Here is a 24723-nt window from a genome sequence, read left to right as displayed (position 1 = left end):
TTATTTCACCAGAGTGATTTTATTTTTTTCGATTAAAATACGTTTTTGTTTGAACAAAGACCCTAAGGCTTTTTTATAGGCGTTTTTACTGGCGCCAAATCGTTGGGTTATTTCATCTGGCGGACTTTTATCGGTTAGAGTTGATAGGCCATCATGGGCTATGAGATCGTCAATAATTAAGTCGGTTAATTCTTTTCTGGCGCGTTCGCTGTGGAATTGAAAACATAAATCAATTTTGCCATCTTCGCGCACTCGTTTTACATAGCCTTGAGTTTTTTGACCAATACGCAGGGGTTTAAATACTTCGTCTTTGAAAATTAATCCTAAATGGGTGCCATTAATCACCGCTTTGTAGCCCATGTCGGTGCGTCCACATATAATTAAATCGGCTTTTTTTCCGGTTTCGAGGTCATGTCCGTCTTCAGATAAAAAGTCACGTAGTTTTGTGGATGCGGCTAATCGACCGGTTTCTGGATCTTCGAAAACGTAAACTACATATTCTAACCCTTCTGACATAGGTCGTTCTTGTTCGCTGAATGGTACCAGTAAATCTTTTTCCAAGCCCCAATCTAAAAATGCCCCCACACTGGTCAAGCTTTTAGCCTTTAGCACAGCCACTTCATTGACAAAAGCTAAGGGGATTTTTGAAGTTGCGATAATGCGATCTTCACTGTCATGGTAAATAAATACATCCACCATATTTCCGACTTCGCAATCCGCTGGCGCAGACCCGTTGGGCAATAAGATTCGTTCTACTTGTGAACCGTCCAGATAAAATCCAAAGGGTAATTTGTCAACCACTTCTAAGCGGTTCATTTTTCCAATTTGTAGCATACACCTGACTTTTTTTAAGAATGAAGTAAACTAGCGAATCTTGGTAGAGAACGTGAAAAATATCAATATTTATGAATTCGCCATAGGTAACCATTGTATCTGAATTTGAGAGGAGCAATAAGCGCTTGATTAAACTAAATTGTGACTTAGGTGAAAGTTATGGTGCATGGCGTATGCCGCACGATGATTTGATCATGCCATATGTCGACATGGCAAATATTGCTTGCGGATTCCATAGTGGTGATCCTCAAGCAATACAGGCTGCCATTCAATCCGCTGCAAAGCATAATGCACAGATAGGTGCACATCCTTCATATCCTGACTTACAGGGCTTTGGTAGGCGCAGCATGGCGATGACAGAAGACGAGCTGATTCCTCTAATTCATTACCAGATTGCGGCATTGCAAGGTATGGCTAAGATACAGTCAAAAACCGTTGATTATGTTAAGCCTCATGGAGCGCTTTACAATGACATGATGGCCAATACTGTATTATTCGAGACGGTGCTAAAAGCCGTTAGCAGTTATTCAGGTAACTTATCCTTAGTAATACAAGCTGTTTCAAATTGGCAAAATTTGCAGGCGATTGCTGATAAGTATCAGGTGAAACTACAATTTGAAGCGTTTGCAGATCGACGATATGCCGACACAGGTTTGTTAGTATCTAGAGCTAAACCTGGAGCTGTACTGCAATTAAATGATATGTACCAACAAGTTGAAAGGATGGTAAAAAAACAAGAGGTTGTTACCGAATCTGGTCAGATTTTAAGTTTAAAAATAGATACGATTTGTGTGCATGGAGATAGCAGCGGAGCAGCACAAGTTGTTAAACATATTCGAGGGTTATTATCGTAATGCTTGGCCAAGCTCCTTACAAAATTACTGTTGCTTCCGAAAATGCATTGATCGTGTATTTTGATGGCGAAAATTTGAATCAAAAAAACCAGTTTGTCAGTCAGCTAACAGAAATACTCGTAAACCTTAAACTTGACTGGTTAGATTCGATAATACCTGCTTATCATTCGGTTTTGATTACAATTGATCTTGAGCAAACTGATTACTTTGCCGTTAAACAAAGGGTGACTGAAGTAGTAAAAGCACTATTTTGTAAAGACGTTACGCCTGACGATCAAACGCTGACAGATTCGATTATTGAAATACCTGTTTGTTATGGTTTGGGTGACGACAACGATTTGCAACGAGTAGCAAAGCACAATCAACTTTCGGTACAACAAGTAATTCATCTGCATCAACACGCTAGTTACCGGGTATTTTGTCTAGGGTTTGCGCCTGGTTTTGCTTTTTTGGGTGAAACAGATGAAAAAATTTCGACACCGCGTTTAGATACACCGCGTAAAAAAGTTCCAAAGGGGGCAGTGGCGATTGCTGATCGGCAAACTGCTATTTATCCAAACTCATCACCGGGCGGTTGGAATCTTATAGGGCTATGCCCTTTGACATTATTTGATCCTGACAAAAGCCCACCGATTCCATTTAAAATAGGCGATACCGTTAAGTTTAAATCAATAAGTGAAGCGGAATACATGCGATTAGTGGAGTCGAAGATATGAGTCAGTTTGCTGAAATAATGGCAATCGGCCTGCAAAGTATTGTTGTTGATTCTGGTAGGTTAGGTTACCAACAATTGGGAATTACCACAGGTGGACCAGCAGATAAACGCAGCTGTCTTTGGGCTAATTGGTTGTGCAATAATGCGCAGATTGAAGCTAGTATCGAGACTATTGGTACAGGTTTTAGTATGCAGGTGAACGAGCGCTGTGAAGTGGCGATTACGGGAGCAGCTTCGGAAGTAAAATTAAATGGTAAACATTTTGACGCTTGGCAGAATTATGAATTGCAAGCGGGGGATGTTATCACCATTAGCAAAGCTAACAATGGTTTGAGAAGCTACATTGCTATCAATAGAGGTTTCGATGTACCCAAAGTCTTTGATAGTTGTACTACGGTCACGCGTGATGGGTTAGGGGGGCTACATAAAGATGGTCAACCCCTTAAAAAAACTGATCGACTAGCGCTGTTTGCAGATAATAATGAACAGCCTAAATTTATCCACAGGCAGTCGCCAACTCGAGCACCAACAAGTGCTGGCGTTACAAGCACTAATCAATTAGTCTTGCGTTTAGTCGAAGGTTATCAAATAGCGGAATTTCAGCCTACGGCGATAAAACAATTCTATCTTAATGAATATGTTGTTAGCTCAGATACGAGTAGAATGGCGGCCAAATTAAAAGGTAAAGCAATTCAAGCTCCTCGAAAGGCTATGCTGTCAGAGGGGATCACCCGCGGGGCAGTGCAAATACCACCGCAAGGATTACCGATCATTATGCTCAATGATCGACAAACCTTAGGTGGCTATTTTAAACTAGGCAGTGTGTTATCCATTGATTGTGACCGATTGGCTCAAGCTGCGCCTGAATGTCAGGTCAGCTTTTTACCAATTGATATCCAAACTGCACACAATTTAGTGATGTTAGATAACATCAAGCACGCAAACCTTCGATGTAAAATACAACAAAACAATTAACTTTATTTGGCTGATATATGTCTGACACCACAGTATATTTAAATGGTACTTTTTTACCTCAGGATGAGGCTATGATATCGCCTATGGACCGAGGTTTTTTGTTTGGTGATGGAATATATGAAGTCATTCCGGTCCATCTTCGAAGAATGATCGGTTTTAAACAGCATATAATTCGATTGCAAACAGGATTAGAGGCGATTGGAATCGCTTTCGATTGGTCAGAAGAAAAATGGCAATCGGTTCTTTCTAAGTTATTGGGGTTAAATAAAGGCGACAATCTCGCTATTTATATTCAAATCAGTCGTGGTGTCAGTCAAAAACGCCAGCATGGTTTTCCCGACAATATTCAGCCAACTATCTTTATAACCTGTTACCCAATAAAACCACCAACAAACTACTTAAGTAGCGCCAGTAAAGGTTTAACTTTAATCAGTCAACAAGACCGTAGATGGCGTAATTGCCATATTAAAACTACTTCTTTGTTGGGGAATGTTCTTCATTATCAAAATAGCCAAAATCAACAAGTTGATGAATGCTTGCTGTATAACGAGCAAAAACAAGTAACAGAAGCTTCAGCATGTAATGTTTTTATTGTGAAAAATAATCATATATATACTCCGCCATTAGATTCGCAGTTGTTACCGGGTATCACGCGAGCGATTATCATGGATCTAATAACGGCAAAAACCACTTTTGGATTAACCGAAAAAAGTATTAGTCTGGATGAGGCAAGAAATGCGGACGAATTATGGCTAACCAGTTCAACACGTAATATTGCGCCAGCTGTAATCTTAGATAATGCAAAAATAGGGGATGGCAAAGTAGGTGAAGTGTATAAACAAATTAACTTGCTATTTAATAAACACAAATTTGATTTTTAAATTTTTTGCAATTCACCTTTAGGTTAGTTAGCCAGTTTTCTATTTCCGAGGATCAATATACTCAATGAGTCGCCCTACAGAAATCACCATTGATTTAAATGCGCTTGTCGCAAATACCCAATATGCTCAATCTTTATCTCCAGACAGTCAAACTGTCGCTGTAATAAAAGCCGATGCTTATGGGCATGGTGCCATAGAAATAGCAAAAGCACTTCAACAACAAGTAACCATGTTTGCTGTCTCAAGCCTTGAAGAAGCAATGGAGCTACGTGAACAGGGCATAATGCTGCCGGTATTATTGCTGGAGGGATGTTTTTCAGCTGATGAACTCATTATTGCATCAAATCAACGCTTTAGCGTGGTTATGCATAACCATGAGCAGGTGCAAATGTTACATGTTTTAGGCATCGAACAGCGTATTGATGTTTGGATAAAAGTTGATACGGGTATGCATAGGCTTGGCTTCCCAATAGAAAAAGTGGTTGATGTATTCTCACAACTAAAGGCTGCGGCGCAAGTCGATAATGTAATACTTATGACTCATTTATCAGTTGCTGATGAACAACATAATCCATTTACTGAATCACAATTAAACCATTTTGCGCAGTGTCGTAAAAATATTGAAACGCAATTTGATGTGGCTATGCCCTGTAGCATAGCAAATTCTGCAGGAATAAGTGCTTGGCCTTCTGCACGCAGTCAATGGAACCGACCTGGCATTATGCTCTATGGTGTTTCGCCATTTATGCATGACGACACAATGCAATCTCAATTACAGCCAGTCATGACCTTTACATCAAAAGTAATTGCGTTACGCAACGTGCTAAAGGGAGAAAGTGTGGGATATGGAAATACTTGGCAAGCCAAGGAGGATTCGGTCGTTGCAACAGTCGCCGTTGGATATGGAGATGGCTATCCTCGAAACGCAAAATTGGGTACACCTGTATTAGTAAATGGCCAACGAGCGAAACTTTGTGGCCGAGTATCAATGGATATGATCACAATTGATGTCACAGGCTTAATAGATATTAAAATTGACTCTGAAGTAGAGCTTTGGGGGAAAAATTTATTAGCTAATGAAGTAGCAACGTGGGCAAATACGATAGGCTATGAACTCGTCACTCGGATGCCTAAAAGAACACGTCGCAGGATTATTAGTTTGTAATTTGGATGCTTAAATATAAATTTAAGCGTCCAAATCTTCATCACAGTTGCCATCTGTACATTCACCGTAAAGGTACAAACTGTGGTGTGTTAATTTCATGTTATTTTGGGTTGCGACTTCATCTTGACGCCTTTCAATAACAGGATCTTCAAACTCAATTACCTTTCCACACTTCAAACAAACTAAGTGATCGTGGTGTTTTTTATGACTAATTTCAAATACTGACTTTCCACCCTCAAAGTGGTGTCTATTTAAAATTCCAGCATCATCAAACTGGTTTAAAACTCGATAAACAGTAGCCAAGCCTATTTCTTCGCCTTGTTCAATGAGTAACTTATAAACGTCTTCTGCACTAATATGCTGATTTGCAGGCTCTTGCAAAACTTCCAGAATTTTAAGTCGTGGTAAAGTTATTTTAAGCCCAGCTTTTTTTAACTCTTTATTTTGATCCATCTGTATTTCTAAGAACTAATTGGTGCGTTCATTATAGGGAAGTAATTGAAATATGAAAGGGATAGTGGGCAATCTAAACATTAATCCAGACAAAAAATACTGATTTGAATTAAAAATGCATTTGTTAAGTATACTTTGTGTACATTTAACCTAAAATTAACGTGATATCGTTTAAAGTTACAAATTTGTTCTATACTGAAGCGTGAAAGTGCTGGAATTCTTTGAATTTCCTCAATATTTTGTTATATCTGACGATATAACAAGTTGTTAACTTCAGGATTTGTTATGAATTTAAATGTGGTCGGTAAAATTATTGCAGGCTTTGCGTTGTTTGGTTGTGTGATAGTTGCCACTAATGTCGTGTCTTATTTTGGTCTAGCAGACATTCGAGATTCCGCTAATACCGTCGTTCAACAAAAAATGCCTGTTCAGGCAAAAATGTTGCAAATTCAGACAGGTATACTTTCTTTAGGAACCGTTTCTACCAATGGCTATTTTGAAGAATCCTTGTCGGCTTTAGATGATAACCAGCAGACTTTTGATGCATTGTCTTCAGAATTTATACAGACCTTAAATAGTCTCAGTAGCATAATTGGAAAATCAAATAGCGCTTACCAACAAGGTGCTGACGATTCACTTGCTTATATAGACCAATCAAATCAAATGTATCAGGCGCGTTTAAAGCAACTGGCGCTAACTGCGGAAATCAGTCAAATTGCTGCTGATTTGTTAGCAATGACCGATGAAACCAGTGCTTTGTTGGGCGACCTTACATTTTTAGAAGGTGATGATCCTAATCTTGAGGTGTTAATTGGTACTGCGATTAATGCGGACAATAAAATTACACCTCTATTTAACTCTATTAAAGAATATACCACAGCAAATAACAGTGAACTGAGTGAAACCATCAGAGGCGATATTGAATTTACACTTAGTAATGTACAGGTTGATATTGATTATATAAATCGACTTTCAGAAACCATCGATACGCAAGGGTATGTTGAATCGCTGAATGCGCAATTTCAAAAACTACAAAACGCATTTACTCAAGATCCAGGTTTATTTTCAAAGCAGACTCAGAAGATAGAACTGAAATCACAATCTAAACAATATTACCAACTTGCAAATGAAAAGTTAGATACTGCGAAACTCAATTTCACCGCGGTCTTTTCGCAAGTTAATGAAGATACGCTGGTGGGGCAAAACGCAATTATCGATACGGTTAATTCTAATATAATTAAAGGTCTTGTTTTACTCGTTTTTGCTGTAGCGGCAGCCATCATTTTAGGTATTATTGCAGCTCGTAGCATTGCCGCCCCATTGGCTCGTATAAACCGCAGTTTATCAATAATAAGTAGCGGCGATTTAACCCATAAAGCCTATTCTACTAATGAAGATGAATTTGCAGTGTTAGCTTCTAATGTAAATGAACTCACTGAAAGTTTGCATTCTGTAGTGAGTCAAATTTTAGTGCAGGAAGCGGCTTTAGAAAAAGCCACCAAAACCAGCGCAAATTTAGGTGAGCAAACACTGGTTCAGGTAGAGCAGCAAAAACAACAATTAAACTCTACAGCGACTGATACCAATACTATTCGTCAAGCTAGCAAGAATAACACTGAACAAATTCAATTTGGTATGCAGAAACTGCAAGAAGTTAGTATGCAAAGTGCTAATGTGAGCAAACTCGTCACTGACACCCATGCTCAAATATCCGAACAAACTCAACAAGCTGAGCAATCTTCGGCTGTTATTCATCGATTAGACGAAAACAGTAAGAAAATTGGTAGCATTTTGGATGTTATTAAAACCATTGCAGAACAAACAAATTTACTGGCTCTGAATGCTGCAATCGAAGCTGCACGGGCTGGTGAACAGGGAAGGGGATTTGCTGTGGTTGCCGACGAAGTACGTACGTTAGCTAATCGTACGCAAAACTCAACCGAAGAAATTGAATCTATGATTGCAAGCCTTCAGGCAGACGCTGAGCAAGCTGTGAAAGCAATTAGTATTGGAAGTGAGTATGCCAAACAAAGTGAAGGTCAAATCTTTGATGTAACTCAGCAAGTATCAGAAATAAATGAAACTATTGATAGTTTACGAAAAATGAATCAAGACATAGTGAGTGTTACGTTGGAACAAGATTCTTTATTTGAAAAAATTGCCAACAAACTTAGTAATACAGCAGAACTTGCAGAACAAAGTGCACAAACGACTTATGCTTCTACAGAGGCAAATCAAGAGTTGAACAATTTGATGATCGAAATGCGTAAAGCAGTGACGCGTTTTAAATTGTAAGACGATAGCTGAAATTAAGAATAATCAAACTTTAAATCAAGCGCTTGAATTGAAATTCCTAGCAAGTAGATATCCAAACAAGCGCTTTTAATTTAAATCCGTATGGCAATAATTAATTAGGCCAATTCAGCGAGACATAGCTCTTCGTGTATCTGTTTACACCAATCTTTTACTCTTTGTTCGGTCAACTCAGGTTGACGGTCTTCGTCAATACCCAGTCCTACAAAGTGTTCATCGTCTGCCATGCCTTTAGATGCTTCAAAATCATAACCTTCACAAGGCCATTGACCGACTAAAATAGCACCTCTAGCTTCGACTATATCTCTGATCATACCCATAGCATCGAGGAAATATTCAGCATAATCTTCTTGGTCTCCACAACCAAAAATCGCTACTAGTTTATCGGTGAAATCAATTTCCTCTAATTCAGGGAAAAAATCGTCCCAATCACATTGGGCTTCTCCGTAGTACCAAGTAGGGATACCGAACAATAATAGATCAAATTCGGCAATGCTTTCTTTGCTGCTTTTTGCAATATCAAAGACGTCAATCAGGTTTTTACCCAGTTCTTTTTGGATCATTTTCGCAACGTGTTCTGTATTGCCAGTATCACTTCCAAAAAATAAACCTACACTTGCCATTCAAACTTTCCTTTACTTAACTGATTTGGGTTTAATAATATTAAACGCCATTGTTTTGCCAAAAGACCTGAATCAAACCTTTTGCAATAAAACCGGCTGCACCTAAAAATAAAACAAGATATACAACTGCTCTACCTATAAAGGGTACATCATTCTTTTTTAAAACATCGTGAATCGCATACCCCATGAGTGCAAATAATGCGACCAGCGTGAGGTTTAACACGATTGCTTCAATTTGCTCATAATATTCATTTAGCATCGCAAAACCTTTAGAATAAAAAAACGCGCAGAATATATCACACAATGCGACGCAAGCGAATTACCCTCATGCGTCTTTTTGTAAAAATTCAACGACCAATCGATTAAATATTTGTGGTTTCTGGGCGTGTAACCAATGACCAGCGGAGCCGATTACTTTTGCACTGCTATTAGGGAATAGTTTACTTATTACCTGCTTATGCTCCGGTAGAATATAATCAGATAACCCGCCCTTAATAAACAACACGGGTATTTTAGAACTGGTATCACATGCAATGGATTTAGACAGTTCAGCATAATCTCGTTCCAATAATGCCAGATTAAAGTCCCAACGCCACTGACCATCTGTTTGTTTTAGGCTTTTTAATAAAAATTGGCTCACTCCGGCTTCATGCAAATATGCAGACATGGTTTTGTCAGCTTCAGTTCTTGAGGTTAAATGCGGTAAATTTACCGCATTAAGTGCTTTGAATACGTTTTGGTGTCGAGGAGTGTAACTGACAGGTGCTATATCAGCGACTATCAATTTTTCTACTAAATTAGGAAAATTAAGCGCGATTGTCATGGCGATTTTGCCACCTAACGAGTGCCCTAATATAGCCACTTTCTGAATGTCTAAATCAGTCAACAGTTCGACGATTTTCTGCGCATATGAATGAAAAGAAAATTTCTCTGTAAATGCCGACTTACCGTGATCAGGTAAATCTATGCTTAACACATTGTATGTCGACTCTAACGCCTTTCTAACCATTGACAGGTTATCTAAACTGCCAAATAAACCGTGTAGTAGCACAATATAGGGTTTTTCAGCAAGATTGCTGCTTAGATGATAATTAATTGAATGCATAGTCATGTAAATAGGGATAGATGTTAATTTAAACAAGTCATTGGTAGAAATAAATATAGCTGGACTTTATCAAAGTCCAGCTATGACTTGTATAGATATTACATATTAGGGTAATTGGGTCCGCCAGCCCCCTCAGGTGTTACCCATACAATGTTCTGTGAGGGATCTTTTATATCACAGGTTTTACAATGGACGCAGTTTTGTGCATTAATTTGAAACTTCTTCTCTCCCACATCAGATGTCACGACTTCATAAACGCCAGCAGGACAATAACGCTGAGCTGGCTCATCATATTTAGGTAAATTAATGGCAATTGGGATGGAGGGATCTTTTAAACGCAAATGACAGGGTTGATCTTCTTCATGATTAGTATTTGATAAAAATACTGAAGACAATTTATCAAAACTAATGACGCCGTCAGGTTTGGGGTAATCAATCTTAGTAAAGTCGCTAGCTAAGCCTGTGGATTCGTAGTCTTTGCTGTTATCTTCTAGATTAAATAGTGCTTTACCTGCCAGAATGTTTTGTTCAAACGTATTATAAGCTCCGCCCCAAAAAGTACCGAACTTATGTAATGCTGCACCAAAGTTTTTAGCACTATAAAGTTCTTTGTATAACCAAGATTGCTCAAATTTTTCGGTATATTCAGTAAGGTCTTGACCAACTTTGTCTTGACTGATTGCATCGACAATCGTTTCAGCGGCCAGTATACCGGACTTCATTGCAGTATGATTTCCTTTAATTTTGGCAAAGTTTAAGGTGCCTGCATCACAACCAACTAAAAGACCACCAGGGAAGGTCATTTTAGGCAATGAGTTATAACCACCTTTAGCGATTGCTCTAGCACCATATGAAACGCGCTTGCCACCTTCTAAGTACTGTTTTAATACCGGATGCTGTTTAACTCTTTGAAATTCGTCAAAAGGACTCAAATGAGGGTTTTCGTAGTTGAGATCGATAATAATCCCTACCAACACTTGATTGTTTTCAGCATGATAAAGATAGCTGCCACCCGTTTCTTTATTTAGCGGCCAACCTGCTGTGTGTACTACTAATCCCTCTTGGTGTTTACTTGGGTCTATATCCCAAATCTCTTTGAATCCAATGCCATAGTGTTGCGGGGCTTTACCTTCATCAAGATTGAATTTAGCTATGAGTTGTTTACCTAAGTGCCCACGGCAACCTTCAGCAAAAACCGTGTATTTAGCCCGCAATTCCATGCCTGGCATATAACCGTCTTTATGCTCTCCAGTTTCACTAATGCCCATGTCACCGGTAATGATGCCACCGACACTACCATCTTCATTGTAGATTACATCGGATGCTGCAAATCCTGGAAAAACCTCTACACCAAGTTGTTCTGCTTGATCTGCTAACCAACGGCAGACATTTCCCATACTGACAATATAATTTCCCTGATTATGCATGGTTTTTGGGGTGAGCAAATTAGGTAATTTAGATCCTGACTCCTGGTTTCTAAGGTAATAGATATGATCCTCAGTAACCTTTGTGGTTAAAGGCGCACCTAGTTCCTGCCAATCTGGAAAAAGTTCGTCCAGCGCACGCGTTTCAAAAACTGCTCCAGATAGGATATGTGCTCCAACTTCAGAGCCTTTTTCAACAACGCATACCATTAATTCTTGGTCTTTTTGTTTGGCCAATTGCATAATTTTACACGCAGTTGAGAGTCCTGCTGGTCCAGCTCCAACAACTACAACATCAAACTCCATTGATTCACGTTCCACGGGTTTGCCCCCTTATAGATATCTATTAATTAAAGAAATAAATAATTTGCTTACTATCACTAATAGTAACCAATAATGTCCCAAACTATTCACTAACTGTATAGTATGTTTGGATTTTATATTGCCCAACCTAGTCACCAATTAATTTAAAATATATCTTTATTTATCAATTGGATAACTGTAATTATTGTCCGTATCTGAAGGTATGTTAATACCTTGTTATATGGCCTTTTCAAGCAACACTACCACACTAAAACTCAAGCTCAAATGTAAATTATGACCTACAATTTAGAAGCAAAATAGCCAAAACAATAAATGCTAGTTTGTTCTCGCTTGGTTGACGCTTAGCTCTACAGCCAGTAAATTTACGCAACTTTTCAAAAACGCATGTATTGCGTTATGAATTCTCTACACTTTGTATCCTATAGAGGTAAACATGAAAATTTTAGTGCCGGTTAAACGTGCCATTGATTACAACGTAAAAGTTCGCGTCAAAGCCGATAACTCAGCTGTTGATTTGACTAACACCAAGATGTCTATAAACCCTTTTTGTGAAATCGCTGTTGAAGAAGCAGTAAGACTGAAAGAAAAAGGCATTGCTAGCGAGATTGTTGTAGTGTCAGTTGGTGACAAAGCGTGCCAAGAACAAATCAGAACCGCGTTGGCACTTGGTGCTGATCGTGGGCTACAAATCGACACCAGTGACGTTCTAGATTCATTACAAATTGCTAAACTTTTGACAAAAGTGGTGGAAGAAGAGCAGCCACAACTGGTTATTTTAGGTAAACAGTCAATAGATTCAGACAACAACCAAACAGGTCAAATGATGGCGGCCTTAACGGGCATGCCGCAAGGTACTTTTGCATCTGTAGTCGATATCGATGGTGATAAAGTGAAAGTAACAAGAGAAATTGATGGTGGACTACAAACGGTCGAATTGAATTTGCCGGCAGTAGTGACTACTGATTTACGATTAAATGAACCGCGCTATGCCACGTTACCCAACATTATGAAAGCGAAACGGAAACCTATTGATGTAAAGTCTGCGAATGATTTTGGGGTAACGTTAACTTCAAACGTGAAAACCTTGAAAGTCGAAGCACCAGCGCAACGTAAAGGCGGAATTAAAGTAGCGGATGTAGCTGAACTTGTTGAAAAATTAAAAACAGAAGCGAAGGTGATCTAATGGCTGTTTTAGTATTTGCAGAACATGATAATAAACAATTGAAGTCAGAGACTCATAAATTAGTTAACGCCGCGAGCAAATTGGCTGATGACGTGACTATTTTAGTAGCAGGGGAAGGTTGCGCAGCAGTAGCAGATGAAGCCGCAAAAATTTCAGGTGTGAGTAAAGTACTACTAGCGGATAACCCAGTTTATGCTAATCAGTTAGCAGAGAACATCGGTGATCTAGTAACTGAATTGGCAGAGAATTATACTCATATTATCGCTGCGGCGACCACGACGGGTAAAAATTTCATGCCGCGAGTTGCTGCATTGTTAGACGTTGCTCAGATATCTGACATTATTGCAGTGGAAAGTGAAGACACATTTGTTCGACCCATTTACGCCGGAAATGCAATCGCAACGGTACAAAGCAGTGATACTAAAAAGGTTATCACGGTAAGAGCTTCGGCATTTGATGCTGCCGAGGAAGGTGGTTCAGCGTCGGTTGAAGCTTTAGATACGGTAAAAGTATCTGATAAATCTGCTTTTGTAAGTGCTGAGCTGACTAAATCAGAACGCCCAGAACTTACTGCAGCGGAAGTCATTATCTCCGGTGGTCGTGGTATGCAAAATGGTGAAAACTTTAAATTGCTTGAAGGGATCGCCGATAAGCTTGGTGCAGCAATTGGTGCATCGCGTGCCGCAGTTGATGCGGGTTTTGTGCCGAATGATATGCAAGTAGGGCAAACCGGTAAAATAGTTGCTCCACAATTGTACATTGCTGTTGGTATTTCAGGTGCAATACAGCATTTAGCGGGTATGAAAGATTCGAAAATTATTGTTGCTATCAACAAAGATGAAGAAGCCCCGATTTTTCAAGTCGCGGATTACGGCTTAGTTGGGGACTTATTTGATGTACTTCCTGAATTAGAAGCCGCTCTATAACAGCGATTATTCGAAGTACTAGCATAAATAATACAAAAGGCAGTCTGCTGTAAGCATGACTGCCTTTTTATTTAAACTGCTGTTTTGAACGATGTTTTTCGTGTCTGACTCAGTTGAAATTAAACCGATACAACAGAGTTTTCGTCGAACGAAATAGGGGATGTGACATAAGCGTCAGCGCTCCAATCATTTTCCCACTCTTCATCGTTGAGTAAATATCTGAACTGATATTCTGCATCTGCAGGAAGGTTTAGAGTCGAAGAGAATGATCCATTTTTCAACTTTTTCATGGGTGATGTTTCGATGTCCCAATCATTGAAGTCACCTACCAAACGCACTGAATCTGCGTTTTTAGCTTCTTCTTTAGAAAGTTTGAAAGTTACCTTACACACAGGTTTAGATTTAAGATATTGTTTTTTGAAGCTCATATGCTCCTCCTAGTAAGTAATTAAATTACAGTAATAGTTTAATAATACGCCAATATTACATTTTTATTTTATATTCGTGAAATAAAATTACACAAAATCACAAAATAAATGGTGAATTTTTTGAAAATACGCACTTTAACTGTGCAATGTATTCTTACTTGTAAATTTAATGCACCTTTTTGGCTTAAAATTCGCCCGTTTAAATGCATAATTCCCGTTTAACATCGTTAACAGAAATCTTGTCTCAGGTTTTATGCCAATATTGTCTAATCTGTTGTCAAATCGTTCAAAAACTACTCCGATGAGTGGAAGAGTATAGCTTAACTATTTTCGGTCATTTACATTTGTTAACACTCTCTTTCATGCGTGACGTCATAAATAATTTATCATATATCAAGCATATTTCTCTGAGCTCGAAATGAATCTCTAATAAGCATCCTATTTTCAGATATTTATTGTTTGAAAAGCTGGTTAAAGATTTCAAAAATGACTTCAACAACTAATTTAATAAAAAATTAAGGGTTTTCAATGGCGAGTAGTACTACAAAAATTTTAGTGCCGTTAGTTATTTTGGCGTTGGCTGTTGTCGGCTTTATCGGCCTTTTGTTAAGTAAAAAGCCACCAGAAATAGTTGAAGTTGAAGAGCGTCCTTTTTTGGTTAATGTTGAACCTGCCAGGTTGGAAACAATTAATTTTAAGGTGCATTCACAAGGCACGGTTGCTCCACGTGTTGAAACGCGCCTGAGCGTGCAGGTTACCGGAAAAGTCGAGTGGGTAGCCGACAGCTTCATCGAAGGCGGTATGTTTAAGCAAGGAGACGTGCTTATACAATTGGAAAAATATGATTATCAAACTGAAGTTAAACTTGCTGAGGCTGAATTAGCGAGAGCTGAAGCGTCTTTAGAAGAAGAGATCGCACGGGGGAAAGTTGCTGAACAGGAATGGCGGTCGGTAAAAGGAAACGTTGCTCCAGAATTAGGCTTAAGAAAACCGCAATTGGCGACTGAAAAAGCTAACTTAAGCGCTGCAAAAGCGCAATTAGAAAAAGCTTTACGTAATTTGCAGAGGACGTCCATTACCGCGCCATTTGATGGATTAGTTAAATCTAAGAACGTTGACTTAGGTCAGTTTGTATCGTTAGGCAGTGAGTTAGGTGTGATTTATTCCACTAAAGTGGCCGAAGTTAGAATGCCACTGAGCGACAATGACATGGCATTTATGCGCATATCAAATGGAAAAATTGATGCGCCTAAAGTTACATTAAGTGCGGTTGTCGCTGGCGCTAAAAGTCAGTGGGTCGGTAAATTGGTTAGAGATGAGGGCGTTTTGGATGAGCAGCGTCGGGTCATTTATGCGGTGGCAGAAATTATCGATCCTTATCTTCGTGAGTCTGATTCTAAGGATAGCAATCGAGTACCGTTGAAATTTGGTCGTTTTGTACAGGCCGAGATTGTTGGCCAAAATAGCGAAAACATCTTGGTTCTGCCGCGAAATGTTCTTCGTTTAGATGGCACTTTATTGATAGTTGACAGTAATAATGAATTACAAATCAAACAGGTTGTTGTGAAACGAGCTGATGAAAAATACGTTTATATTAGTCAAGGAATCAATGAAGGGGATTTAGTAATTACTAGTGCCGTGCCGAATCCATTTAATGGTATGAAGGTGCGTTTACCAGACGATGAAGAAGATAACAACAATATCCAACAATTAGATAAACAAGTATCTACCAGTAAATCCGTATCCAATGCTGGAGATGCAAAATGACGCATATTGATACAGAAAAAGGCTTGATCGCATGGTTTGCTCGCAATAGCGTTGCGGCCAATTTATTAATGTGGATATTGATTTTTGGTGGAATTATTGCTGCTTTCACTATTCACAAACAAGTTTTTCCTAATTTTATATTTAATAACATCGTCGTTACTGTCCCTTATTTAGGTGCTGCTCCTCAAGAAGTTGAAGAAGGTGTTGTGATTAAGATTGAAGAAGCAGTAAAGGACATTGAGGGTATTAAAAAAATCACTTCCACTGCCACTGAAGGGACTGCTCGGGTTTTAATTGAAATTGAAGACGAATACGATCCGCAACTTGCGTTGGATGAGATAAAAGTACAGGTCGATGCCATACCTAGTTTTCCGGCGAATACTGAAAAACCCATCGTTTATCGTCAAAAAGCAACCCAAGATGTGATGTGGGTTTCAATTTATGGGGACGCAAACGAGCGTGAGCTAAAAGAATTTGCAAAAGACATTCGCGATCAAATTGCAAACTTACCTGGATTATCAGCCGTTCAGGTTGTGGGTTCTCGGGATTATGAAGTTTCTGTAGAAATCTCTGAAGCTAAACTGCAGGAATACAATTTAACCTTCAATGAACTTGTTGAAGCCGTACGGCGTTCATCAATTGATGTACCAGGCGGTGCGATTAAATCAGAAAATGGCGATATTTTATTGCGTGCCAAAGGACAAGCGTACAACGCCTTTGATTTTGAAAATTTAGTGTTATTAACACGCAGCGATGGCACAAGATTGTTATTGGGCGAAATTGCCACAATTCGAGACGGGTTTGTCGAAAATAATTCTTATGCGCTTTTTGATGGCAAACCGGCGATGAATATTCGGATTCAAGCGGTAGGCGATCAAAACGCCTTAAATATTTCTAAAACAGTTAACGCGTTTCTGGACAAATTACGCCCATCTTTGCCTGGGCATATTAATGCAGATACTTGGGGAGATAGCTCATTTTATTTGGCTGACAGGCTAAATATGATGCTAAGCAATATGCTAATAGGTGCAATATTAGTCTTCATTGTTTTATCACTATTTTTAAAATTGAGACTAGCAGCATGGGTTATGGTGGGGCTTCCCGTATGTTTTTTGGGCGCTCTATTAATTATGCAAGGGGAAGTATTTAATATTTCCATAAACATGATCAGCTTGTTTGGCTTCATTTTGGTGTTAGGAATAGTGGTAGATGACGCCATTATTATGGGGGAATCAGCATACTCTGAAATAGATAAACATGGTCACAATACTGAAAATGTAATACGTGGGGTGAAGAAAGTCGCCATGCCCGCCACTTTTGGCGTATTAACTACTATCGCTGCGTTTACGCCTATGCTAATGGTGCCGGGTACATTTGGTGTGATTTGGAAAACCATTGGTTGGGTAGTCATTATTTGTTTAATTTTTTCATTGATTGAATCAAAACTAATTTTACCTGCGCATTTGGTTCACATGAAAGACAAACCATACAACCCTTCTAAAGCGAATTTTTTACAGCGTTTTCGTGATTTCTTCAGTGAAGGTATTAAACGTTTTGTAGCTAATTCTTATATCCCTTTTTTAGAAAAAGTGATACGTAACCGGTATACAACACTGGCGAGTTTCGTGGCGATTTTTATACTCACAGTTGGATTGTTCGCAGGTGGTCAAGTGCGTTTTGTTTTTTTCCCTAATATACCTAGTGATTTTGTTATGGGGACAATTGAATTAGAACCTGGGTCATCAATACGCCAACGTGATGAAAGCATCACGCAAATGTTAGATGCGCTGTATGAAATGAATGACAATATTCAGCGTGAAACTGGCTTTGGGGTAGTTAATCATGCGATTGCCTTTGATCAAGGAAGTTTAACCGGACAAATTTTTGTTGAATTAAGTAAAGCTGAAACCCGAACGTTTGACTCATTTTATATTCACCAACAATGGCGTGAAGCAATCCCTGAAATGCCTGGTGTTAAAAAAAATCGATATTGGTTCGCCAATGGGCGGGCCTGGTGGTGGTGCTGATATCACGTTTGAATTCAGCGGTAAGAATTTGGATGCCCTAAAAGCAGCAACGCTAGAATTAAAACAGCATCTAGCTAGTTTCGATGGAATAGCAGATGTCAATGATACCTTTGCTGGGGGCAGTGACGAAATTCGATTGTTTATAAAACCTCAGGCTGAAGCGCTAGGACTGAGTTTACAAACCTTAGCGACACAAGTTAGAAACGGATTTTATGGCGCGGAAGCGCAACGAATTCAACGTGGTGATGAAGAAGTTAAAGTTATGATCCGCTATCCAAAAGAACAGCGCAGCTCAATTGGTCATCTGGAGAATATGCGCATTCGTAATAGCCAAGGGGATGAAATTCCGTTTTCGGAGGTAGCTGACGTAGAATTTGCCCAAGGATATGGCTCTATTATTCGGGTCGATGGCAATCGCTCAATTACCGTTTCTGCTAAAGCTGACAAGGGGAGAATAAACCCGCAAGAAGTCGCTATGTCGATTCAGAAAAATTTCATCCCTGATTTAATGCAACGATACCCTAGTGTCGACTTTAGACTAGAAGGTGCATCTAAAGAGCAGGGGGAGGCGATTGTGAGTTTGATGCAAGGCTTTGCATTTGCACTTTTCGCGATTTACGCACTAATGGCAGTACCATTAAAATCCTATTCGCAGCCTTTTATTATAATGTCGGTTATTCCGTTTGGATTAGTTGGTGCCATCATTGGTCACCTTGTGTTAGGGCATGCGGTAAGTGTGTTATCCATCTGTGGGATCATTGCGCTAACCGGCGTCGTGGTGAATGATAGCTTAATTTTAGTCGATTTTGTCAATCGAGCCAGAGCAGAGGGACACTCGTTAATTGAGTCGGTAGTGCAGTCGGGCAAACAACGTTTTAGACCAATTGTGTTAACTTCGTTGACAACCTTTATGGGACTTATGCCTATCGTTTTTGAAAAGAGTCTGCAAGCTCAGCTTGTTATACCTATGGCCATCTCACTTGCTTTTGGGATTTTATTTGCCACCGTCATTACCCTACTGTTGGTACCGTCGCTTTATATTATGCTTGACGACTTTAAATCGTTATTTAGAGATAAAGAGGTCAAGAATGATTCAAAGCATAAGCTTCATCATAAAAGTGTAGTAGCCGATTCTTAGCTTTATATCAGCAAATAAAAAAGCGATCCAAGAAGGATCGCTTTTGATTTTAAGTTAGTACGAATTGTTTAATAGAAGCTGATTTTTGCTTCGATACCAAATATACGAGGTTGATTTACGATTCCGGTTAAGTTGTTGAAATCAATACCACCTTTAACATTCTCTTCGTCGGTGATATTTCGACCGAAAAGCGCGATGCTATAGTTGTTTTGGTAGTTCTCGTAACCGATTCTCAATCCACCTTCAAAATTATCGTCAGTTGTAAATTCTACCGAATCATATAAGAAAAGACTGGTTTCTCCTTGGAAAGCCCAATCGGTAAAAATAAACAATTCGCCATCATCGCCAATAGGTGTGGCGTATCTAGCGGTAAAGTTGAAAATAGTTTCAGGCGCTTGCGGGAATGCGTTTCCGTCTATACTAGCGGCGAATCCATCTGGACGAGGATCAAAAACAGTACAGTTACCTGTAGCGCCAAAATCAGGATTTGCACCGCAAGGCAATATTGTTAAGCCGTTATCTTGAATTTCGGTGTGGTTGTAGCTGTAACCTGCGGTCAAGGTTAGATAATCACTTACCAAATATTCAACGTCAATTTCGAAACCATATCCAACGCCTTTATCAGCATTAATTAGGGCTGTTGTATTTGCGCCACCACCGATAGCGGTAAGTTGCATATCATCGATTTCATAATAAAATACAGCCGCGTTGACCCGAAGTGTGTCTTCTAGTAAGTCTTTTTTAATTCCTAACTCTGCCGAGTTAATGGTTTCTGCTTCAGCAACAGAAGGATCGGCCTCAAACGCAACATCACGACCTTGAATTGTCTGTGCTCTAAAACCATTAGCTAAACGGGCAAATAACGAAGTATCACTATCAACTTTATAATTTGCGCTTAATTCCCAACTTAGCTGGTCATCGTCTACATTGATGTCGTCGTAATCTTGGATAGCGGCCGCACCTATCACTAGAGCGAATCCATCAACATTTTGCTCGCCCACAACAAGTGACTTTTCGTCATAGGTGTATCTTAGCCCAGCTGTAACATTGAGTTTTTCATTAACTTGATACGATGTTTGACCAAATACGGCCCAAGTGGTGTTTTCATGGAACACTGTTGTTGCACCAAAGAATCCGTCAACGCTAGTAACGTTAAATGATGAATCGTAATAAAAAGCACCGACTTGCCAACCTAATGCGTCATCTGTCTCACTTGCTAAGCGAATCTCTTGGGTAAACTGTTCAAGATCATTAAGGTTATCTTGGGTTACCGCTGAAAATGCGATGTTGCCCGGGAACGTAGTTTCTTCAACACCGTCACCATTGATATCACCAGGTTCGTTTAATACTACACCACCATCTATATCACCTAAGCTGTATCCTTCAGCTTGCTCATATGCGGTAATACTGGTCAAAGACATATCGTCTAATCCAAACTCAAGCTTTAACGACGCCCCGTAATTTTCATATTCTTGAGGGTTATTGTCAGCCCCATTCCCGTCAATATCTCCATCATAATATAGAACGTCACGATCAAAGTTTTCATTTAAATCGTTACTTCCTTTAGTGAAAACGTTGGCGCGGAAGATCGATGCGGTTCCATCTAACTCTCTGCCATGTACATTTAACAAAGCGGAAAAGTCGTCAGAGGGTTTATATAAAAGTTGTCCACGCCATGCTTTCTCGTCAAATCCACCCATGGCATCTTTTTCACCAGTGTAAGCGTTATCGATCCAGTCATCGCGATTCTGAGATAATACTGAAAAACGACCAGCTAGATTTTCTGCTAACCCACCTCCAACCGCGCCTTCGAAATTTAGCGTTCCCAAATTACCAACACCTAATTTGACGTAGGCATCAAAGTCATCAGTTGGCTTAACTGAGTCAAATTTAACGATACCGGCTGTTGTGTTGCGTCCAAATAACGTGCCTTGTGGTCCACGAATGACTTCTACTTGAGAGACATCAAAAAGCGGAAAGCTTTTTAAAATAACGTTTTCTTTTACAACGTCATCCATCACGATTGAGACGGGTTGAGATGCAGCTAAGTCGAAATCTGTGTTACCTAAACCTCGAATGTAAAATCTAGGTGCAACACGTCCGTTAGACGTTTCTGCATATAGACCGGGAACGCGTACGGCTAGGGCAAGGATATCTTCTCCGCCAGCAAACATGCTTTCAAATCGTTCACCGCTTAAAGTCGCTATTGAGATAGGGACTTCTTGAATACTTTGAGTACGCTTTTGCGCTGTGACAGTAATTTTTTCTAAGCTACGCTCTTTGGCTGCTACATCCTGTTCTTGTGCTATCGAAAATTGACTTAGTAGCGCTGATTGTATGCATAATGCAATTGCTGTTTTATTAAGTGTTTTCATTATATTACCGAGTTGAGTGTGTAAAGTTATGTTGTTTTTTTATCCTTGAGTTTTTGACTAAATGCGGCCAAAAACGGACTTATTGTTATTTATTAAATCATGTTTAAATGATAAAAATATTTCGAAGGGCAGTGTAATTTTATATTCCCAATTAATCCATTTTTACTACCCTAAAATAGTAAACTTCATTAAAGATAGTCGTTTTTTTCGATGTTTTGTGTTTATTTTGCGCGATTTTTGGCGTTTACTTTGTAACTATTTATTTAACTCAAAGTACGAAAGAATTTTTTACGATATTGACTTGGGGATAAACCTGTTAAACCGCTAAAAAGCCGGGTAAACGAGCGGGGATCTTCATAGCCCACTTGAGCGACGATAGATTCTAACGATAAGTTTTCGGTTTCTAACAGTTTTTTAGCAGCTTCTACTCGAAGCATTTGTAAATATGAAAAAGGTGTTTGTTCGGTAGCCAGTTTAAAGCGCCGTAAAAACGTTCTATTTGTTAGGTTAACTTGGCGCGCCAACTGATCAAGTGAAATTGATTGTTGGTAATTGCTTTCTAACCATTCTTGAATCCGCAAAATTTCTGCATCTTGGTGGTATTTTTTACTACGCAGTTGTGCATATGCGGCTTGATTTCCACGTGAGATATCTAACACATGAGCTTTAGCGGTATTAGTCGCCACATCATGACCACAGTATCGCTCTATCAGCAGTAAAGTCAGATCAAACCAAGCCATTCCTCCACCTGAACAATAAATATTGCCATCTTGAGTGATTAGTTGGTTGGGCATTAGATTGACATCCGGATAGCGACTATTGAACGTCTCTGCATATCCCCAGTGGGTAGTGGCTTTTTTATCTTTTAAAATACCCGCTTCGGCTAAAAAAAAAGCACCGCTGCAATTACTAGCAATATCAGAATCTTGAGCATAAAAATATTGTATAAAAGGTAACAGGTTTCTATTTTTTGCAAGTACATCGTCGAGTTTACCGCCGATTGTCGGAATAATGAGAATATCCGTTTGCTGGACATCTTCGATAGCGATCTGGCTTTTAATGGTTAGATGATTAATACACTCCACATCACGCTTTCCTACTGAAGCTAATTGCACATTAAAAATACGCTCAGGAGTTTTTCCTTGCATACGTTTCCAAGTAACACCGGCTAATGCGAACAGGTCTAATGCGCCAGTAATAGCACTGGCATATGCATGCTCATATCCTAAAATTGTCACATTGTGCATTTTAATAAACCTAAAATAAGCGGTGATTTTAGTAGCTTATCACGCTTATGAATTGATGGCGATATTAGCCATAAAAGTGTCAATAATGACAGTTAGCCTGTAACTATAAATATGGGAAGCTATGTGATAATGCTAACTCAGGACATCGCTAATGAATGATGAATTAATTCACCCAAAAGAATTGCCGTTTCAACTTTACGAAGTATTGGATACAGAATCACTAATTCAGCGAGAGCGGTTTAGTGAGCATAATAGAGAAACCTTCGATGCCATTTTAGAGACGGCGAATAAAATTGCGACCCAAAAGTTTGCAACGCACAACGCAATCGCAGATGCCGATGAACCCAAGTTTGATGGTAAAAATGTGCATATGATCCCGCAAGTCAAAGAAGCCTTTGATGCATATAATGAAGCCGGTTTTATGGCTGGACGTTATGATTTTGACGAGGGGGGCATGCAACTGCCGGAAACTATCATGATGGCTACCTCGGGTTATTTTATGGCTGCGAACCCATCCACTGCGGGTTACCCATTTTTAACCGTAGCGGCCGCAAATGTTATCGGTAATTTCGCTTCAGAGGAACTGAAACAGCAGTTTATGCCGCGCATGCTAAGTGGCGAGTTTACCGGCACTATGGCATTAACTGAGCCGCATGCTGGTTCGTCATTGGCAGACATTCGCACCACGGCGATAAAAAATGAAGATGGTAACTACAGATTAAAAGGTAGCAAACTGTATATCTCAGCAGGTGAACATCAGTTATCAAATAACATCGTTCATTTGGTGTTAGCGAAAATTCAAGGCGCACCTGCAGGCGTAAAAGGTATTTCATTGTTCGTCGTACCTAAATACCGATTAGATGAAACTGGTGAAGTTGGTCAACGCAACGATGTCGCTTTAGCTGGTTTGATCCATAAAATGGGCTATCGGGGAACCACATCCACAGCGTTAAGCTTTGGTGAGAATGGAGATTGCCATGGCTATTTAATTGGTGAACCTCATCAGGGTCTCAAATATATGTTCTTGATGATGAACGAAGCGCGTATAGGCGTAGGTTTTGGCGCAGCTATGATTGGTTATCGCGGGTACCAATATTCGTTAGCTTACGCCAAAGATAGAACCCAAGGTCGTATTCCTCCAAATAATTCTCCAGCAGATCCGGCTACCGAGATAATCAATCATGGTGACGTAAAACGTATGCTGCTAGCGCAAAAAGCTTATGTAGAAGGAGCTATGTCGTTATGTCTGTATGCGTCAAGACTCGTAGATGACACTAAAACCCGTGAGTCTGCTGAAGAGAGAAGGATGAGTGAGGAGCTGTTAGATTTATTAACACCGGTAGTGAAGGCGTGGCCATCTGAATTTGGTGTCAAAGCTAACGACTTAGCGATACAAGTTTTAGGGGGAGCTGGCTATACGCGAGAGTACCCGGTTGAACAGTGCTGGCGAGACAATCGTCTTAACCCAATTCATGAGGGGACGAATGGCATTCAAGCTTTGGATTTGCTGACCAGAAAACTATGGCAAGCAAATGGTGCTGGATTAGAGATACTGCAAAAGCGCATATTAGCAGATTTTAGTCAGGCATCAGGTCCAGAATGCTTAGCGCTCGTCAATAAAACCCAAGGCTACATGGTAAAAATGCAGGCACTTTTACCTTCTTTAGGCGTGGCACTTAGAAGTGAAAAACTACCCAATTTGTTAGCTAATGCACAGTGCTTTATGAACGTGTTTTCAAGCATCGTCATGAGTTGGATATGGATCCGTCAGGCAAATGTGGCTGAAAAGGCATTGGCACAGTGTGAGCCTGCCGATAAACCCTACTATTTGGGGAAAATTCAGGCAGCTAAGTATTATGTAAACTGGGAGCTACCGCTAGTGAATCGCGATATTTCTCTTCTTGAAAGTTCTGATGATAGTTGTAGTGATATGCAACCTGAATGGTTTTAATTTAAACGATGGAAA

At 39.6% G+C, this 24723-nt stretch carries 19 protein-coding genes and 1 pseudogene; 11 read left to right on the top strand and 9 right to left on the bottom strand.

The genetic code is table 11. The annotated features are described in order from the left end of the window. On the bottom strand, positions 1–834 hold the full coding sequence (locus tag GLIP_RS09645; protein ID WP_040522552.1) for a CvfB family protein: 834 nt from the start codon (positions 832–834) through the stop codon (positions 1–3). Positions 835–962: 128 nt separating this feature from the next. On the opposite strand from GLIP_RS09645, the gene GLIP_RS09640 reads away from it, so the two are divergent. The 5 genes from GLIP_RS09640 to alr all read left to right on the top strand — a co-directional run bounded on the left by GLIP_RS09640 (position 963) and on the right by alr (position 5424). After that, entirely contained in the window at positions 963–1688 is a 726-nt protein-coding gene (locus GLIP_RS09640) for a 5-oxoprolinase subunit PxpA (protein WP_040522580.1), read from the top strand. After that, on the top strand, positions 1688–2404 hold the full coding sequence (gene pxpB, locus GLIP_RS09635) for a 5-oxoprolinase subunit PxpB (protein WP_008844425.1): 717 nt from the start codon (positions 1688–1690) through the stop codon (positions 2402–2404). The genes GLIP_RS09640 and pxpB overlap by 1 nt, the downstream gene beginning before the upstream one ends. Next, a complete protein-coding gene (locus GLIP_RS09630) occupies positions 2401–3378 on the top strand; it encodes a 5-oxoprolinase subunit C family protein (RefSeq protein WP_008844424.1) in 978 nt (325 codons plus the stop codon). Before pxpB ends, GLIP_RS09630 begins: the two co-directional genes overlap by 4 nt. A gap of 17 nt (positions 3379–3395) precedes the next feature. Continuing rightward, positions 3396–4259 (top strand): aminotransferase class IV, encoded by an 864-nt coding sequence (locus GLIP_RS09625; protein WP_008844423.1) that lies wholly within the window; start codon positions 3396–3398, stop codon positions 4257–4259. Positions 4260–4323: 64 nt separating this feature from the next. Next, entirely contained in the window at positions 4324–5424 is a 1101-nt protein-coding gene (gene alr / locus GLIP_RS09620; RefSeq protein WP_008844422.1) for an alanine racemase, read from the top strand. Positions 5425–5445: 21 nt separating this feature from the next. Here the strand turns inward: alr and fur are convergent, their stop codons facing one another. Next, on the bottom strand, positions 5446–5877 hold the full coding sequence (fur, locus tag GLIP_RS09615; RefSeq protein ID WP_008844421.1) for a ferric iron uptake transcriptional regulator: 432 nt from the start codon (positions 5875–5877) through the stop codon (positions 5446–5448). A 285-nt stretch (positions 5878–6162) separates the two neighbouring features. On the opposite strand from fur, the gene GLIP_RS09610 reads away from it, so the two are divergent. Then, positions 6163–8172: a methyl-accepting chemotaxis protein gene (locus GLIP_RS09610; protein WP_008844420.1), complete on the top strand. Its 2010-nt coding sequence runs from the start codon at positions 6163–6165 to the stop codon at positions 8170–8172. Between the two features lie 116 nt (positions 8173–8288). On the opposite strand, the gene fldA is transcribed toward GLIP_RS09610, so the two are convergent. The 4 genes from fldA to GLIP_RS09590 all read right to left on the bottom strand — a co-directional run bounded on the left by fldA (position 8289) and on the right by GLIP_RS09590 (position 11663). Further along, positions 8289–8813 carry a flavodoxin FldA gene (gene fldA / locus GLIP_RS09605; RefSeq protein ID WP_008844419.1) on the bottom strand — a complete coding sequence of 175 codons (525 nt, stop codon included), beginning with the start codon at positions 8811–8813 and terminating at the stop codon, positions 8289–8291. A gap of 40 nt (positions 8814–8853) precedes the next feature. Next, on the bottom strand, positions 8854–9072 hold the full coding sequence (locus GLIP_RS09600) for a DUF2788 domain-containing protein (RefSeq protein WP_008844418.1): 219 nt from the start codon (positions 9070–9072) through the stop codon (positions 8854–8856). A 66-nt stretch (positions 9073–9138) separates the two neighbouring features. Further along, positions 9139–9918: an alpha/beta fold hydrolase gene (locus tag GLIP_RS09595; RefSeq protein WP_008844417.1), complete on the bottom strand. Its 780-nt coding sequence runs from the start codon at positions 9916–9918 to the stop codon at positions 9139–9141. A gap of 98 nt (positions 9919–10016) precedes the next feature. Further along, positions 10017–11663, bottom strand: a complete 1647-nt coding sequence (locus GLIP_RS09590; protein WP_040522549.1) for an electron transfer flavoprotein-ubiquinone oxidoreductase — start codon at positions 11661–11663, stop codon at positions 10017–10019. A gap of 436 nt (positions 11664–12099) precedes the next feature. Between GLIP_RS09590 and GLIP_RS09585 the strand changes: the two genes are divergently transcribed. Then, positions 12100–12849 carry an electron transfer flavoprotein subunit beta/FixA family protein gene (locus GLIP_RS09585; RefSeq protein WP_008844415.1) on the top strand — a complete coding sequence of 250 codons (750 nt, stop codon included), beginning with the start codon at positions 12100–12102 and terminating at the stop codon, positions 12847–12849. After that, a complete protein-coding gene (locus tag GLIP_RS09580; RefSeq protein WP_008844414.1) occupies positions 12849–13775 on the top strand; it encodes an electron transfer flavoprotein subunit alpha/FixB family protein in 927 nt (308 codons plus the stop codon). The genes GLIP_RS09585 and GLIP_RS09580 overlap by 1 nt, the downstream gene beginning before the upstream one ends. Positions 13776–13894: 119 nt before the next feature. On the opposite strand, the gene GLIP_RS09575 is transcribed toward GLIP_RS09580, so the two are convergent. Further along, positions 13895–14203 carry an isoamylase early set domain-containing protein gene (locus GLIP_RS09575; protein ID WP_008844413.1) on the bottom strand — a complete coding sequence of 103 codons (309 nt, stop codon included), beginning with the start codon at positions 14201–14203 and terminating at the stop codon, positions 13895–13897. A 528-nt stretch (positions 14204–14731) separates the two neighbouring features. Between GLIP_RS09575 and GLIP_RS09570 the strand changes: the two genes are divergently transcribed. Both GLIP_RS09570 and GLIP_RS09565 read left to right on the top strand, forming a co-directional pair. Beyond that, positions 14732–15970 (top strand): efflux RND transporter periplasmic adaptor subunit, encoded by a 1239-nt coding sequence (locus GLIP_RS09570; protein WP_008844411.1) that lies wholly within the window; start codon positions 14732–14734, stop codon positions 15968–15970. Further along, positions 15967–19135, top strand: a pseudogene (locus GLIP_RS09565) (efflux RND transporter permease subunit). Before GLIP_RS09570 ends, GLIP_RS09565 begins: the two are co-directional and overlap by 4 nt. A 68-nt stretch (positions 19136–19203) precedes the next feature. Here GLIP_RS09565 and GLIP_RS09560 read toward each other — a convergent pair. Continuing rightward, the gene (locus GLIP_RS09560) at positions 19204–21510 is read right to left on the bottom strand and encodes a TonB-dependent receptor (RefSeq protein ID WP_008844410.1); all 2307 of its coding nucleotides are present in this window, start codon (positions 21508–21510) and stop codon (positions 19204–19206) included. A 263-nt stretch (positions 21511–21773) separates the two neighbouring features. Then, on the bottom strand, positions 21774–22757 hold the full coding sequence (locus GLIP_RS09555; RefSeq protein WP_008844409.1) for a GlxA family transcriptional regulator: 984 nt from the start codon (positions 22755–22757) through the stop codon (positions 21774–21776). A gap of 151 nt (positions 22758–22908) precedes the next feature. Between GLIP_RS09555 and GLIP_RS09550 the strand changes: the two genes are divergently transcribed. Next, positions 22909–24708: an acyl-CoA dehydrogenase gene (locus GLIP_RS09550; RefSeq protein ID WP_008844408.1), complete on the top strand. Its 1800-nt coding sequence runs from the start codon at positions 22909–22911 to the stop codon at positions 24706–24708. Positions 24709–24723 lie beyond the last annotated feature (15 nt).

The organism is Aliiglaciecola lipolytica E3, from assembly GCF_000314975.1.
Lineage (GTDB): Bacteria > Pseudomonadota > Gammaproteobacteria > Enterobacterales > Alteromonadaceae > Aliiglaciecola > Aliiglaciecola lipolytica.
Note: the sequence above shows the minus strand (reverse complement) of the source record. Positions and strands in the feature narration are given on the sequence as shown.